The organism is Xanthomonas cassavae CFBP 4642, assembly GCF_000454545.1.
GTDB classification, from domain to species: domain Bacteria; phylum Pseudomonadota; class Gammaproteobacteria; order Xanthomonadales; family Xanthomonadaceae; genus Xanthomonas; species Xanthomonas cassavae.
The window spans coordinates 3,163,165-3,177,553 of sequence record NZ_CM002139.1 but is presented as its reverse complement, the minus strand read 5'-3'; the positions used below and the strand labels follow the sequence as shown (position 1 = coordinate 3,177,553).

Here is a 14,389-nt window from a genome sequence, read left to right as displayed (position 1 = left end):
TCGGTGATGGTCTGCTCGCCGCGCGTGATGGGCTGGTCGAGGGGAATGGCTGGGGAAAAGGTCGGGGTCATCGGAAGGTCTCAGGGCTGAGGCCTGGCGGCGCCAGGCCGGAAGGGTCAGGCGCCGATGGCGCGGCGTTGGGCGGCCAGCAGATCCACGCCGTTGACGATCTCGGTCATGTTCACCAGATCGATCTCGATCACGGTGGCGCCGTTGATAGTCAGCTTGTAGTAGCTGGCGGAGGTCTTGACCGAGAACTCAGTGTCATCGCCGGACTTGCCGGTGCCGGGATCGATCTCGCTGTGGCGGCCGCGCACGACCACCTCCACCGCATCCACCTCGCCACTGTCATCGCGCTGGTAGGCGCCGGCAAAGCGCAGCTGCACGGCATTGTGCGTGGTGGCGCCGTATTGGTTCAGCACGCCGCGCATCAGGCCGCCGCACTTCCATTCGAGCTCGATCTTCTCCTGGCCGAAGTCGATGTCGACCGGGCCGTTCATGCCGCCGCCACGATATTCCTCCATCTTGCGCGACAGCGTGGGTAGCTTCACCTCGACCACCAGGCCGAGATAGCTCTCACCGTCGTTGAACAGGTTGAGCGCTTTGAGTTTCTTGGGCAGGGCCATGGGGTTCTCCGGAAATCTGAGGCGGGTGCGTTACGCGTTGACGCGGTCGGCAAAGTCGGCCAGGTAGCTGGTGGTGATCTTTTGGTACAGCTGCAGGTTCTCCAGCGGCGGCACCGGGGTGTAGTCGTAGTCGATGCGCAGCGCGCCATCGGCCAACGTGGTGGCGCTGTTGACCGAGCTGTCGTACCAGGCGTTGGCATCAATGAGGTAACCCGACGACTTCAGGTCGCGGAACTTGGCGTTGATCGTTTCCAGCAGGTCTTTGACCAGCGAGGGATGCATGGGCTTGTCGACGTAGAACGCCACGCCCTCGGCGATCGTGTCGGCCAGGATCTGCGCGGTACGCGTGGCCGTCTCGAAGGCGAACATGCGGTCTTCGGCGCAGGTGCGCGAGCCCCAGAAGCGTTGCCCGTTGAACGTCACCAGCGTGGTGATGTCGCCTTCGTTGAGTACGCCCGCATCGGTGGCCGGATCTTGCAGATCCCAGTGCACATCCTTGGAGATGCCGGTGACACCGGCCACCGGCACGTTGGACAGGCTCTTGTGCCAGCCCTGGTCGGTGTCGATCTTGGCGCGCAGGCCGAGTGCCCGCGCGGTGGCATACGCGGCCGTCGTGGTGCTGGTGGCGGTATCGAAGGCCAGGAAGTCCGGCCAGATCAGCATCAGCTCGCGGTCGCTGAACTGCCCACGGTAGGTGACCGCCTCGGCGACGGTCTCGGCCACGGGGCGCACATAGGCCATGGCACGCAGCTTCTTGGCGATGGTGGTCAGCGCCTTGGCCACCGGCAGCGTGTCCAGGCCAGGCGCGCCGAGAATGCGCGGGCGCACGCCCAGCTGCGCCTGCGCGGCGAGCAGCGCGTACAGGCCGGTGTAGCCGCTGGATTTGGCCTCGCCGATCACGTTGGCGGTGGTCTTGGCCGCATCTGCGTCCTCTGCCACTCGGACCACGATGGTCACTGGGTTGGTCTGGTCGGTAATGCCCTGCAGCGTGGCGCGCAAGGTGCCCTGGGTGCCGGCGCTGGCGATCGCACCGAGGACATCGGTGATCAGCACCGCCTTGTTGAGCGGGAAGACAGCATCATCCGCATCGGCGGCCGTGGCCACCAGGCCGACGACAGCCGTGGAGACGGTGCGGATGGTGCGCGTGCCNACATCGGTGATCAGCACCGCCTTGTTGAGCGGGAAGACAGCATCATCCGCATCGGCGGCCGTGGCCACCAGGCCGACGACAGCCGTGGAGACGGTGCGGATGGTGCGCGTGCCCGCGCTGACTTCGATGACGCGAACGCCGTGGTGGTAGGCAGTGGACATGGATTCCTCGATCAGGACGAGCGGAAGCGGAGCGGGATGGTCAGGCGCGAACGCGCATTGGCGGGGGCAACGTCGGTGCGATCACCCTCCAGGGTCAGCACGAAGCTGCCGGGTGCATCGCCGACGACCAAGTCGACGCGCGTCAGGCGCAAACGCGGCTCCCAGCGCATCAACGCGGTGGCGGTCGCGCCGTAGAGCAGCGTGTGGGTGGCGCCGTTGAACGGCTGGTCGATCAGCTCGGGCAGCAGCGAGCCGAAGTCGCGGCGCTGCTCACGCGTGCCGATGGGCGTGGTCAGGATGCAGGCGATCGACTGGGCCAGGTGCTGCTCGCCCTCGATCACACGCCCGGTGGTGGCATCGACGCCGATCACTGCGGGCCACCGCTGAGTGCGCTGCCGGCGGTCACACCGGTGGTCTTGTGGTTCTTGAGGCTGATTCCGCCGCCCACGACATCGGTGCTTGCAGTCGCGGTGCCGGCGATCGTGGTGTCGCCGTTGAGCGTCGTCTCGCCGTTGACGGTCAGCGGCCCGTTGAGCGTGATGCCGCCATCGGCGGTGATGGTCGCGGTGCCTCCGCTGGGCAGCGTTGCCTGCAGCGCGTGCGCATCGGTGTCGTAGTGGATCTGCGCACCATCGCCAAAGCGCAGCACGTGCAGCGTGTCGGACGCGGCAGGCGCTGCGAATTGGTCGGAGTACAGGCCGCGTAGCACCAGGCCATCGGCCAGGTCGCCAGCAGGCGACAGCACCACGACTTGCTCGCCGATCGCCGGCGCCGACCAGACGATGGTGGTGCCGGCCAGGGTGACCACCCAGGGCAGGTAGTCGGTCAGCATCTCGCTGACCTGCACGCGGCATCGCGCGTTAGCCGGATTTACCTCGGCCACAGTGCCGAGGCGAATGGCATTACTCAGTGCGGCCGATGCGTTGTCCATGCAGCCATGGTCGGTGGCTGCATGCTCTTGCGCATGCGGATCGAAGCGTACCGCTGAGGGCTACACAGCCGCGGCGTCGGAGGCCTTTGCCTGGACGATCCACCCCTGTGAAGCTTCGTCCCACTGCAGCGTGCCTTCGACCAGTCGCGGTGGTGCAACCGTGGTCAACTGCCCGGGCAATGCGATGCCGGCGGCCAGCCGCGGCGCGATCGCGCCGGTGGCCTTCTCCCAGACCAGGGCTGCGCTGTAGTCGGGATCGGCGCGCCAACTGGCGCGTGCATCGTCCCACACGTTACGGCGGAAGTCGCCGGGAAGAAAAGTGATCGGCTGTGAGGTCGTGCAGCCTGCTGGCAACGCATCGCCCAAGGCCAGTGTGTTGGCGACGGGCATGGCGTTATCGGTGCTGTAAAGCACCACGCCCCGATAGTCTGGAACCACCTCCCACGTTCCCTTGGCTGGCGACAGGCGATGACGCTGATACGGACCTGCAGGCGGTGCCGGCGTGGTGGACACCGTATTGGGCGGCAGCGGGTAACGGCCTTCCAGCTCAGAGAGATAGACGACGACCGGGCCGGTGAACTCGCCGGTGGTGGGATCAAAGGCGTAGGCGGTGCTGGTACGTGGGAGCGATACGGTCATGGTGAGCCCTCAATAAGCGATGCAGTAGGTCATGCGCAGACCGGCAGGCAGGTTGTCGCCGCCGCCGGCGGCATTGACGGTGATGGCGTGGTTGTGAGCACCGGCACCACGGTGGTCCACCACGTGGACGTGATTGCCGCCTTCGGCGATGCCGATGCCGTGGGTGTGGTTGCCGGAGCCGTTCATGCCGATGTTGTGTGCGTGGTTGCCCGCGCCGTCGGTGCCGAAGCTGTGGGCGTGGTTGCCGCCGGCGCCTGTCCAGCCATCGGAAGGTGCCGCGTCGTTGTCGCGCTCCCGATAGACGCCATAGCCATTGACCGAGCCTGACGGAATTACGCCCGGGTGCTGGTGGTCGCCGGAGGCGCTGGTGCTGCCGCTGTGGCCGTGCCAGCCCTGCGTATCGGTCCACGCGCCATGGGCGTGGTCACCCGCTGGGTTACTGCTGGCACCGTGGGCGTGAATACCGGCTGCGCCGAGCGCGGTGTAGTGCGCGTGGTCGCCCACGGCGGCTGCAGTGGCGCCATGCGCATGAGAGATGACCTGGCCGGCGCCGTACGAACCCACCGCCTTCGCCAGGCTGGTATGGGTGATGACCGTGCCGTCCTTGATCTTGGGCACGTTGAAGGTGGTGCTGCCGTCGCCTGCGCCGTAGATCGTGCCGATGGCGCCGAACAGGGCAGGGTACCTGGCGCGTGAGATCGCCGCTCCATCGCAGACCAGCAAGCCATTGGGCGGATACAGCGAGGCCATCACCACTATTTGGCCGGGTAGCAGAAACGACTGCGGCACATTGAGCAGGTTGCGGAAATCGCGGTACCACTCGCCCTGGCGCCCATCCAGGGTGTCCGCATCCAGGCCATTGCCGTGGCCGGCGTCGCTGAGTGCAGCCGTGCGAATTCCCAAGACGCTGCGCGCAGTCGCTGCGTTGGGACGCGACAATAGTCCCTTAATGAATTCGGTTGGCCCCATTTCGCCCAGGCGCTGGTCGAGCGACGCAAGCAGGTTGGCCGGCGACACCGCACGCTCTTTGTCCACGCCCGCGATGGCCTGGGCGTCGGTGGCCAGGCGCAGCACGCCCGGCACGTCGACGGTTGCCGCCGGGTCGGTAAAGTTGGTGTCGCCGAAGGTGATCTGGGCGGTGTCCACGTCGGCCAGCACGACGTCGATCGCTAGGAGTACGGACGCGGCGCCGGACTTCTCCACCAGCAACGCGGGCTGGCCATAGGAAGCGAACAGTGTGCCATCGGCCAGATACAAGCCGAATCCGTAACAGCTGTAGACGGCATTGGATTCGTCGCGCACCGAAACATGGATCGTATCCTTCGCCGTGACCGCTCCCCCGATGGTGGTCAGGCGCTTGATCTCCGAAGGCAACGCGGTGAGCTCGGCCTTAGCCGCGAAGGCGGCGCTGGTCAGCCCCACGGCGGCGATGGTCAATGCACGGGTGCCGGTTTGCTCGGCGTTGACCAGGGCCTGGCGGCCGGCGGTGGTGATCTTGAGTTTGAGTCCGGGCATGTGTGCTCTCTAGCTCGCCTCGCCCTGCAGGCGCAGGAACAAAGTGGTTCTGCCGCGTGCCACGACGTTGAGTCGGGCCTCGGCCTGGAATCCTTGGGTGAAAGTGAAATGCGCGCGCACGGGCTTGGTGCGCTCGACCTCGGCAATGACTTCCTCTACGAACCGGGCGCTGGCGCTTTGCCCGTCGGCGCCGGTCAGCGTCAGTGCCAGCTCGAAGGTGTGCGGGGCGCTGCGCGGCTCCTGCTGCCACCACTCGCGAATGGCCACCGCGCCGCCGAACGACTCGATCACCATCCGCACGCTGTTGGCGGTGCCCTTGCGGCGCTGGATTGCCATGGCGCTACGCAGGCGCGAGCGCTTGACCGCATCGCTCCAGTCGGCTTTCCAGTCATCCACCGAGAGTGTCCAGGCCAGCCACGGCAAATGGCCTGCCGGGCACGTGTCCGGGTTCCACAGGTCCGGATACGGCAAGGGGATCGCGGCCAGGCGCTCGGCGACAGTGGCCAGGGCGCGCTCCATCGGCGTGGCATTTGGCGGTAGCGGTGAACTACTCATCGATGCCGGCGTGCACGATGTCGATCACGGTGCAGTAGGCGGCCTGGGTGCGGCTGATCCGGATGTCGGCTGCAGGCGAGTCCAGCTCAACACGCTGCACGCCATCGACGAACAACTTGGCCTTGATGGCGGACTCGGGGACGTCGCGGCCGATACGGTGTGCCTCGGCAAGATAGGCCTGCAGGCTGCGTAGCGCCTCGCGCATGACCACCGCCGAGTCTGGGCCCGCATAGGTATAGACGCGCCCGCGAATGGCGTACGGGACGATCTGAGCGCTTCGTACCGCCACCTCGTCGGTCAGGGGGCGCACGTCGGCATCAGTGAGCACCGCAGCTACTTCGTCCAGCAGTTCCTGCGGCGCGGTGCCATCGCCTGTGCGCGACTGCACGGTGACCAGCACTTGCCCAGGCGCGGGGCTGGTCGCGCTGGCGTCCATGACATCTGCGGACGCGCTGAGTGCGTGATAGATGTACGCGCCCTCGGGGCCGGCAACGCTGAAGCCCTCGGGTGCGAGCTGGATACGGCGGCGGAAGTCCAAGTCCGATTCAAGGGTCGGTGCGATGCCGTTTGCAGGTTGGCCAGGATCGAGCACCAGACGCCCGACACCGAATAGCGCACCCAGATGATCGAGGTTGGTACCGGTGGCGAAGGCGAGCATGGTCTGCTGTGCCTTGTCGTTGGCGCGTTGGCGGATAAGCAGCTCGCGGGCGGCGAACAGCTGCAGGAGCTTGTAGACCGGGTCTGCTTCGGTAAGTGCGGAGAATTCAGGCATCAGGCGGCGGAACTGAGCCAGCGCTTCCACGAAGATCGTCTCAAAGTCCAGCGCTTCGATCAGATCTGGTGCTTGGAGTTTCGATAGATCGACGGCGGTGAAGGAGGCCATGTGGCGAGCAGATAAGGGGACGCGTCTAGCGTCCCTTCGCGATGGCTGCAAGCCAACGGACTCGCCACGTAGGACGCGTGCTTACTGACTCAGATGCTCGATGAGCATGGCGCGGACCTGCCCACGGTCGTTGGCAGTCAATCCCAATAGCACGCGTTTTTCATAACGTGCCCTGGGGCCGCCAGGCCGGACCTGCTCAGTCAGTCCCTCTTGATGTACGTGCGCAATGCGCGACACGCGCCCCATAAACCCCACGCTCACGGCGTTGGGGCTTGCACTGACCTTGAAGTATTTGGCCTGTCGCAGCTTGGCGAACATCTTCTTGCGTTTGACTCTGCCAGCTTTGTCTCGCAACTGCTCTTTGCGCGGTGCATATGGTGTGCCATCGGGCGCTTGCTGCTTGCCGATGCGCTGGCTCTGTGATCGCCGTAGCGCGGTGCCGATCTTGCGGGCCAGCTTGCGCCGCTCGCCCTCCTGCAGGCGCGCCAGCAGCGGTGCGGCCCAGGTCTCCAGCGCGGTCAGCTCATCCATGTCGGATCAATCACCGGCTCGGGTGCATGGGTGATGTCATAGCCGCCGCCATCTTTCGCCGTCACGACCACGCGCTCGGTCAGCGGCAACTTGATCGACAGATCCACGGCATCGTTGGCGAGGATATCGGCCTCGAAGGCGATCTCGCCGCGTCGCGACGTATTGGACAGCAGCTCGGACTGGTTGACCTGCACCCATTGCAGCAGCGGCAGCATCACGCTGTCGGGGTGGCCGGCGTAGTCGGTCAAGATCAGGTTGAGCGTGTACTGGTACTCGAACGACAGCCCCGGCTGGAACGTGCTGACCAGGCTGCCGGCGTCGATGAACACCAGCAGCCGGTCGGCATCGCGTGCCAGGTCTGGCAATGCAGCGACCAGATGCGCGCGCAGGCTGGCGGGCTTGATCATGGCGCCGGCTCCGGTGAATGTAGGTCGATCCAGTCCTGCAGCGCGCTCAGCTGCGCGGCGGTGATGTGGCAGCTGGCGTAGTTGTCGGCGACGGTGCCGGCAATGCTAGAGAGCGTAATGCCGGCGGCCGGCGCATCAGGATCTCCGGTGGGCGGCCCGGCAGGGTTGCCCGTGGCGGCGGCGTCGTGCAGCCGCACAAAGCCAGCAGGGATAACGCAAGCAGCGTCTGCTTTCTGGGTGACATAGATCGGGATCTCGCGGGTGATGGTGGCGCCGGCTTCGCGCACGATCTGCACGCGGTCGACGTACTCGACAACGGTTTTTGTGGAAGCCCTTGCACTGTCGCGTTCGGCGACGGCGGCAGCTTTTGCGTCTAGCGCTTGCTTGCGCTCTGTGCGCGCAATGCTGACGCGCTGCTCCTGCCACACGCAGCCACCGACGAGCAGTGCAATCAGCGCCAGTAGGATGATCAGGCGCGTGACCATCAGCTGACACCCAGGATCTGCAGGGCACGCTGCGTGCGTGCCACGCGATCGCTATGGCCTTCGGGCAAGCGCTTGGCCCGCACGTTGCCCAGGTTGATCTTGCGGCCCAGGCCGAGCACATCGTCCGCATCGGCCAGCACGTTGAGTCCGTTGTCCTGCCAATACGCCGCCGCACCCAGGGCGCTCGGCTCGATCTGCAGCAGCAGGTCGGGCTGTTCTTCCATCGGCAAGCCGATCAGCTCACCGATGCGCTGGTAGTTGCCCCGGAAGGTGTGCTGCATCGGACCACGCCCCCGGTACCGGTGCCCGTCGCCGCTGGCGACGTTGCCGTTGCCCAGACGGTCGGCGTAGACGAAGTTGGCCAGCCCGACCGGATTGCGCAGGTAGTGCGGCGCCTGCGCGGGCGTGATGCGTGCGCCGAAGACTTCCAGCAGCCGAGCGCTGGTGGTGTAGGTCAGTCCTTCTTCCATGCGTGACAGGCTCAGGCTTTCATGGCCGACCTGGCCGAGCCAGTGTGCGGCGCGGCGCTTGGTGGTAATGCCGAAGCGGTTGGCAGCGGCAATCAATGGGCCATGCCAACGCTGGGCACGTTGCGCCGAGCACTGCATGATCGAGGCAAGCTGGGTATCGGTGAACATCAATCGACCTTCAGGATGCGCGCCACATTGCCCTGGGCGCGGTAGGTGAGCACTGCCAGCACGGTCAACGTGCCCAGGTGCCACGGACTGACCTGCGAGCCGGCGCCGGCCAGTAGGATGTGCAGTGCCTGGCCGCCGGTGCTGGCGATCAACAGCCACGCGCACCAGCCCGCGCCGCGTCGATGGCGCGCATCGACCGGGCGGTGGTAGGTAAGCAGGCGGACGCAGATGGCGAGCGAGGCCATCAACGTCAGGACGGTGACCAGGCTATGCACTGGGCGGACCTCCACGACGTAGGAAGGAAAAGTCGAACGACTTGCTCTTTTCGATCAGGCCCAGCGTGACGGTGATCGCGCACGCCGCGCTGGCGAAGGCGGCCACGCCACTGGACTTGATCGGCAACCAGCGCAGGATTTCCGGCGCCAGCTGGTAGCCGGCGATCACGCTCACCGGGAAATAGATCAGTCGCGCCAGCAGCGGTTGCTTGGCGGCGGACACCACGAACAGCGCGCCGCCGGCGAAGGCGCCGATCAGCGCGTCGCCGTCGATGCCAGGCAGCACGGAGGCAAGGCCCACACCGGTGGCGATCAAGAAGCCGCTCGATACGGAGGTGGGTTCGGTCATCAGATCAGTCCCATAGCTGCACAAGCGGCGTCATCGCCGCTGTGGTGGTGGTTACCTCGGGCAACTCCACTGGCGTGCCATGCGGCAGCACGGCGCCCAGTTCGGCCAGGCCGGGATTGAGGAGGTAGGTGCGCTCGACCAGGCCGGCCGTGCTGCCCAGGTGGCGCCAGCACAGCAGGTCGACGGTGTCGCCTTGCATGGCGTGCACGCGCATCAGATGAGCTCCACCGTGCTGCGCGGCAGGTTCTGCAGGTCGCGCACAGCCCAGCGCTGGTCGCGGCGTAGCTCGGTGATGCTCGGTGACAGGTCATCGGCGCGCTGGTTGGCACTGTCGGTCGCGTCGAAGCTGCGATAACGCTCTGCCACCTCGACCGCCGTGGCACACGCGACTGCGCGCAGGTACAGCTGGACGCGGCGCGAGACGCCGTCGACGGTGGTGCTGGGTACATCGGCCAACGCGGCCCAGCCGGCGGCCTGCTGCGTCTGCGCCCAGGCCTGCAACTCATCGTTGACCGCCAGCATGGCGGCGACGATGGCGTGGCGCAGGCGTGCATCGGTGACCGTGCCATCCAGGCGCATGCTCGCCCGCACGCTGGTCGGGGCGATCGCCGGCCAGAACGGCGCGTTGGCGATCGCATCGGGCGTGGCGCTGGTGGTGCCGGTGGCAGTGAATCCGCTCATGGATGGCTCGAAAGAGATCGCCGGTGGTCGGGGCGTCACCGCAGCGGTGAAGTGCTGTGGATCGGCCCCGAGCCGGCGAGGGTTGCGGGGACGCTCGGTTAGGCGCTGGCGCCCGCAGGCTCAGCGCTGAACTTCTTCAGGAGCCGCTCGGCGCGCTCCAGATCCTTCTTGCCGCCGCAGCTGCCGTGCAGTGCGATGGCGCGCTGCAGGTCGGCCACTGCTGCAGCCACGATGGGCTGCGCCTGGTCGGCGGGCGTCTCGTCGGTGATGCCCGCCAGCGATGCGCGGGCCAGGGCCAGATGCAGCTTGGCGCGCACTTCGTCGGGCATGTCCTGCTCGGCGGTCAGCGTGGCGGTGTCAGCCAGCACGCTCGCATCGAACGCCTGGCCGGTCTTCTGCGCCGACAGCGCCGCCTCGGCGATCTCTTCAGCCAGCACGCAGCCTACGGTGCGGGTGAAGCGGTCGGGCATCTGCAGCTGGTGCTTGAGTACGTAGGCGCCCAGCTCCAGCGCGCCGGCATAGTCGCCGGCATCGATCCGCCACACCATGCACGTCACGACGATCTCGTCCTGCGCGCCCTGGCCACCGGCCAGCACGCCGGCCAAGTACGGCGCGTACCCGGGCAACAGCTGCACCTTCAGGGCGGCCTTGCCCTGGTCGGACTGGATCTGCTTCAGGCGCAGGCGATCGCTCTGCAATTGCGCCATGTGCTGCTCGTAGGCGGTGGCGCCGGCCATGAGCTGGTGCGGGGCACGCTGGGCCGCTTCCAGCTCGGCCAGCACGCGGCTGTGGTGACGCTTGGCGGGACTGTCGGCCACGGTTTAGGCCTCGATCTCGATGTGCTCGACCACGCAGCCCAGGCCATAGTCTTCGACCACGTAGGCATCGTTGGAGGACTCGTAGTTCTCGATGCGATCGCGCGCGGGCACTTCCTGGATGTAACGACGACGGCCGCCGGTCTGGTAGTAGATCGACAGGTTGGCCAGCGAGGTGACCATCAATGCGCCGTCCGGCAGGTAGGGCACCTCGGCCACCTGCAGGCCGCCCACGCGGCGCTGGCTCAAGATCAGATCGGTGGCGATCTTCTCGCTGGCCGGCTGCTCCTTGTTGACCATTGGGAAATACTTGTCGTGCATCAGGTCGCGGCCCAGCACCACGACCAGGCTCGGATCCTTGCGGTGCCACGGATCGAGCAGGTTGCTCACCACGTCGAATACCAGCGCGTCGAGGTTGCCGTAGTCGGCGCCGGCGGCGCCGATGACCACCTTGCCGGCGGCCTTGCCGCTCGCCAGCACGCGCTGGGCGGCGTTGGTGCGGTACTGCTGCAGCCAGCCGATGTTGACGTCTTCCAGCAGCGGGAATGCGGCGCGGTCGGTGTCGGCGGCGGCATGCGTGCCGTTGAAGCCGATCTGCAGGCGATCCAGTGCCTGACGCTTGACGATGGCATCGCGCAGGCGCGCCTGGAAGTCCGGGAACTTGGCCCAGGTATCGAGCAGCGCATACGGGATGGCGGTGTCGAAGTCGGTCTTCTTGGCGACGTACTCGTTCTTGTCGAGCGCGGCGACATTGCGCGGGGTGCGGGTCTTGCCGGCGCCCGTGTCGGTGCGGCTGGCGATGCTGCCGGTGACGCCGATGCCCACTTTCTGGCCCGACAGCTCGTCCACCGGGATGATGTTGACCTTGGACAGGAACTCGCTCGATTCCTGCATGCGCGATTCCAGCTTCTGCTGCACGGTCGGATCGACAGCGAAGGAGTGGAACGGCGAGGCGACGCCGTTGAGCTTGGCGATCTGCTCGGCGAACTGATTGAACTGCAGGCGGGTGGCGTTTTGCATGGTGGCTCCGAAGGTGGGGCGCTGGCGGCGTGTGTGTGGTGTGGGATCAGCAGTCGGTCAGCACGGCAGCGCCGCCACCGGTGACCACCGGGCGTGCGGGCTGCGCGGGGTCGGGCTGCTGGGACAGCGACTCGCGCAGCTGCGCCAGGTCGCTTGCCAGCTGCGCGTGCTTGGTCTGCTGCGCGGCGTGCTCGGCCTGCAGGCGGTTGAAGCGCTCGTCCTGCCCGCGCACGTGCTCGGCGATCTCTTCGATGCCTTGGCCGAGGTCGGCAAACTGCTCGGCCGTGATGCTGGTGGCGTCCTCGCTTTTGAGCGCGGAGCGGATCCGACTCAGCAGGCCAGCCACCGGGCCTTCGCTGACCTCGCTGAACTCCAGCGCGGTTTCCTCGGCGACGGTGAACAGGTTGCCGGGCGATTGCTTGCGATCGGCCAGCGGATTGGCCTCGGGGTGCTGGCTGGCGAAGGTGAGCATGGAGGTGCCCAGGCTGGCCGGCGAGTCGGTGACCGCCAGGCCGACCAGATACGCCTTGCCAGTGTTGGCGAACTTCTCCTGCACCTCGATGCTGGTGTAGAGCTTCTGCTTGGCCTTGTTGATCGTGACCAGATCGGCGGTCGGCTCGATCTGGGCGAACAGCGCCAGGCGCTTGGTGCCGTCGATCTCGACCTCTTCGGCCTTCACTGCCGTGACATCGCCATACGCGCGGAAGGGGGAGTCCGGCAGCAGGCTGCGCATGTGCTCGATCCAGATGCGGGCGCTGTAGGTCTCGCGGTTATAGGTCGCGGCCATGTCGTCGATCCAGCTGCGCTGAATCGTGCGGCCATCGGTGGTGGCGCCTTCGACGGCCACGCGGAACCAGTTGGAACGGAACTTCTTGGCCTTGGCCGACATGCGTGTCCTCTGCGCTGGATGCGTTTGCGATGCGATGAGTGCATGGTCAAACGCCGCGCAATGCGCAGCAACGCAAAAGGCCTGTAATTCAGGGCGTTACGCAGGCGGTCGCTGTCGGGAATAGATCGCGCGCGTCACTCTGAGTGCATGAGCAGCGTCGCCACTCAACTCCCGATGGACACCCGCAGACAGGCGAAATTCCTGTACTGGATGGGGTGGCGCGTGACTGAGATCGCGCAGGCCATCGGCGAGAACGAGAAGACTGTACACAGCTGGAAGTCGCGTGACGAGTGGGATCGCGCGGATAACGTCGAGCGCATCGGCGGCGCGCTGGAAGCACGCCTGGTCGTGCTGATCATGAAGCCGGAAAAATCCGGCGGGGATTTCAAAGAAATCGATCTGCTGCACCGGCAGCTGGAGCGTCAGGCGCGCATCCAGCGCTACCAGGGCGGCGGCAACGAAGCGGATCTGAATCCGGCCGTAGCCAACCGCAATGCAGCGCCCAAGAAGAAGCCCAAGCGCAACGAGTTTAGCGAAGAGCAGGTCGAGCAGCTGACCACCGCGTTCATCGACGGCTGCTTCGACTATCAGCGCGATTGGTACCGGGCCAGCAACGAGCGCACTCGCATCATCCTCAAGTCGCGCCAGATCGGTGCAACGTACTACTTCGCCCGCGAGGCGCTGATAGATGCGCTCACCACCGGGCGCAATCAGATCTTCCTCAGCGCGTCCAAGGCGCAGGCGCACCTGTTCCGTGGCTACATGCAGCAGTTCGTGCGCGAAACGATCGACGAGACGCTCTCCGGCGGCGACAGCATCGTGTTCCCGAACGGCGCCGAGCTGTTCTTCCTGGGCACCAATGCGCGCACCGCCCAGGGTTACCACGGCAATTTCTACTTCGACGAATTCTTCTGGACCTACGGGTTCAACGAGTTGAACAAGGTCGCCAGCGGCATGGCGATGCACAAGAAGTGGCGCAAGACCTACTTCAGCACGCCATCTAGCATGGCCCACGAGGCCTATACGTTCTGGACAGGCGAGCGCCGCAACAAGGGCAAGCCGGCCGCGCAGCGGATCCAGATCGATGTCTCGCACGATGCGCTGGCCGGCGGGCGCCGTTGCCAGGACCGGGCGTGGCGACAGATCGTCAACATCCTCGACGCCCAGCGCCGTGGCTGCGACCTGTTCGACATCGACGAGCTGCGCGAGGAATACAGCCCGGATGCGTTCGCCAACCTGTTGATGTGCGACTTCGTCGACGACGGCGCCAGCATCTTCCCGTTGGCGATGCTGCAGCCGTGCATGGTCGACAGCTGGGTCGAGTGGGGACAGGACTACAAGCCGTTCGCCCTGCGCCCCTACGGCGATCGCGCGGTGTGGATCGGCTACGACCCGGCCGAGACCGGCGACACAGCTGGCCTGGTCGTTGTCGCGCCCCCGCAGCAGCCCGGCGGCAAGTTCCGGCTACTGGAGCGCATCCAGTTCCGAGGCATGGACTTTGCCAAGCAGGCCGCCGAGATCGAGCGCATCACGCGCCGCTACTGGGTGACCTACATCGGCATCGACACCACCGGCATGGGCAGCGGCGTCGCGCAGTTGGTGAAGCAGTTCTTCCCGAATCTGGTCACCTTCAGCTACTCGCCCGAGGTCAAGACCCGCCTGGTGCTCAAGGCGTTCGATGTGATTCACAACGGCCGGCTGGAGTTCGACGCCGGCTGGACCGACGTGGCGCAATCGTTGATGGCCATCCGCAAGACCATGACGGCCAGCGGCCGCCAGTCCACCTTCACCGCTGGCCGCTCGGAAGAGACCGGCCACGCGGACCTGGCGTGGGCACTG

General features: G+C 66.2%; 20 protein-coding genes. 1 reads left to right on the top strand and 19 read right to left on the bottom strand.

The features are described from left to right. Positions 1–116: 116 nt before the first annotated feature. The 19 genes from XCSCFBP4642_RS0114085 to XCSCFBP4642_RS0113995 form a co-directional block, all read right to left on the bottom strand. A complete protein-coding gene (locus XCSCFBP4642_RS0114085; protein WP_029220357.1) occupies positions 117–626 on the bottom strand; it encodes a phage major tail tube protein in 510 nt (169 codons plus the stop codon). 30 nt (positions 627–656) lie between these two features. Continuing rightward, on the bottom strand, positions 657–1,793 hold the full coding sequence (locus XCSCFBP4642_RS0114080; protein WP_033899259.1) for a phage tail sheath subtilisin-like domain-containing protein: 1,137 nt from the start codon (positions 1,791–1,793) through the stop codon (positions 657–659). A gap of 155 nt (positions 1,794–1,948) precedes the next feature. Next, positions 1,949–2,308: a GPW/gp25 family protein gene (locus XCSCFBP4642_RS0114075; RefSeq protein WP_029220355.1), complete on the bottom strand. Its 360-nt coding sequence runs from the start codon at positions 2,306–2,308 to the stop codon at positions 1,949–1,951. Continuing rightward, complete coding sequence (locus tag XCSCFBP4642_RS0114070; RefSeq protein ID WP_029220354.1) at positions 2,305–2,868, bottom strand: phage baseplate assembly protein V; 564 nt, start codon at positions 2,866–2,868, stop codon at positions 2,305–2,307. The genes XCSCFBP4642_RS0114075 and XCSCFBP4642_RS0114070 overlap by 4 nt, the downstream gene beginning before the upstream one ends. 60 nt (positions 2,869–2,928) lie before the next feature. Next, a complete protein-coding gene (locus tag XCSCFBP4642_RS0114065) occupies positions 2,929–3,507 on the bottom strand; it encodes a hypothetical protein (RefSeq protein WP_029220353.1) in 579 nt (192 codons plus the stop codon). Between the two features lie 9 nt (positions 3,508–3,516). Then, positions 3,517–5,022 carry a phage tail protein gene (locus XCSCFBP4642_RS0114060; RefSeq protein WP_029220352.1) on the bottom strand — a complete coding sequence of 502 codons (1,506 nt, stop codon included), beginning with the start codon at positions 5,020–5,022 and terminating at the stop codon, positions 3,517–3,519. Between the two features lie 9 nt (positions 5,023–5,031). Further along, positions 5,032–5,577, bottom strand: a complete 546-nt coding sequence (locus XCSCFBP4642_RS0114055) for a phage tail protein I (protein WP_029220351.1) — start codon at positions 5,575–5,577, stop codon at positions 5,032–5,034. Continuing rightward, a complete protein-coding gene (locus tag XCSCFBP4642_RS0114050) occupies positions 5,570–6,460 on the bottom strand; it encodes a baseplate assembly protein (RefSeq protein WP_029220350.1) in 891 nt (296 codons plus the stop codon). The genes XCSCFBP4642_RS0114055 and XCSCFBP4642_RS0114050 overlap by 8 nt, the downstream gene beginning before the upstream one ends. Before the next feature lie 81 nt (positions 6,461–6,541). Next, the gene (locus XCSCFBP4642_RS0114045; protein WP_029220349.1) at positions 6,542–6,991 is read right to left on the bottom strand and encodes a phage virion morphogenesis protein; all 450 of its coding nucleotides are present in this window, start codon (positions 6,989–6,991) and stop codon (positions 6,542–6,544) included. Next, on the bottom strand, positions 6,979–7,398 hold the full coding sequence (locus XCSCFBP4642_RS0114040; RefSeq protein ID WP_029220348.1) for a phage tail protein: 420 nt from the start codon (positions 7,396–7,398) through the stop codon (positions 6,979–6,981). The genes XCSCFBP4642_RS0114045 and XCSCFBP4642_RS0114040 overlap by 13 nt, the downstream gene beginning before the upstream one ends. Then, complete coding sequence (locus tag XCSCFBP4642_RS0114035; protein ID WP_029220347.1) at positions 7,395–7,883, bottom strand: hypothetical protein; 489 nt, start codon at positions 7,881–7,883, stop codon at positions 7,395–7,397. The genes XCSCFBP4642_RS0114040 and XCSCFBP4642_RS0114035 overlap by 4 nt, the downstream gene beginning before the upstream one ends. Next, positions 7,883–8,521, bottom strand: coding sequence for a glycoside hydrolase family 19 protein (locus XCSCFBP4642_RS0114030; protein ID WP_029220346.1), 639 nt, complete (start codon positions 8,519–8,521; stop codon positions 7,883–7,885). Before XCSCFBP4642_RS0114030 ends, XCSCFBP4642_RS0114035 begins: the two co-directional genes overlap by 1 nt. Beyond that, complete coding sequence (locus XCSCFBP4642_RS0114025) at positions 8,521–8,796, bottom strand: phage holin family protein (RefSeq protein WP_029220345.1); 276 nt, start codon at positions 8,794–8,796, stop codon at positions 8,521–8,523. Before XCSCFBP4642_RS0114025 ends, XCSCFBP4642_RS0114030 begins: the two co-directional genes overlap by 1 nt. Beyond that, positions 8,789–9,145 (bottom strand): phage holin family protein, encoded by a 357-nt coding sequence (locus tag XCSCFBP4642_RS0114020; protein ID WP_005929454.1) that lies wholly within the window; start codon positions 9,143–9,145, stop codon positions 8,789–8,791. The genes XCSCFBP4642_RS0114025 and XCSCFBP4642_RS0114020 overlap by 8 nt, the downstream gene beginning before the upstream one ends. Positions 9,146–9,149: 4 nt before the next feature. Continuing rightward, a complete protein-coding gene (locus XCSCFBP4642_RS0114015) occupies positions 9,150–9,359 on the bottom strand; it encodes a tail protein X (RefSeq protein WP_005917735.1) in 210 nt (69 codons plus the stop codon). After that, entirely contained in the window at positions 9,359–9,826 is a 468-nt protein-coding gene (locus XCSCFBP4642_RS0114010; RefSeq protein WP_029220344.1) for a head completion/stabilization protein, read from the bottom strand. Before XCSCFBP4642_RS0114010 ends, XCSCFBP4642_RS0114015 begins: the two co-directional genes overlap by 1 nt. Positions 9,827–9,924: 98 nt before the next feature. Continuing rightward, positions 9,925–10,644, bottom strand: coding sequence for a phage terminase small subunit (gene gpM / locus XCSCFBP4642_RS0114005; protein ID WP_029220343.1), 720 nt, complete (start codon positions 10,642–10,644; stop codon positions 9,925–9,927). A 3-nt stretch (positions 10,645–10,647) separates the two neighbouring features. Continuing rightward, the gene (locus tag XCSCFBP4642_RS0114000; RefSeq protein WP_029220342.1) at positions 10,648–11,661 is read right to left on the bottom strand and encodes a phage major capsid protein, P2 family; all 1,014 of its coding nucleotides are present in this window, start codon (positions 11,659–11,661) and stop codon (positions 10,648–10,650) included. A gap of 46 nt (positions 11,662–11,707) precedes the next feature. Further along, positions 11,708–12,550: a GPO family capsid scaffolding protein gene (locus tag XCSCFBP4642_RS0113995; protein ID WP_029220341.1), complete on the bottom strand. Its 843-nt coding sequence runs from the start codon at positions 12,548–12,550 to the stop codon at positions 11,708–11,710. A gap of 147 nt (positions 12,551–12,697) precedes the next feature. Between XCSCFBP4642_RS0113995 and XCSCFBP4642_RS29240 the strand changes: the two genes are divergently transcribed. Next, a partial coding sequence (locus tag XCSCFBP4642_RS29240; RefSeq protein ID WP_033898367.1) for a terminase ATPase subunit family protein occupies positions 12,698–14,389 on the top strand: 1,692 nt, incomplete at its 3' end.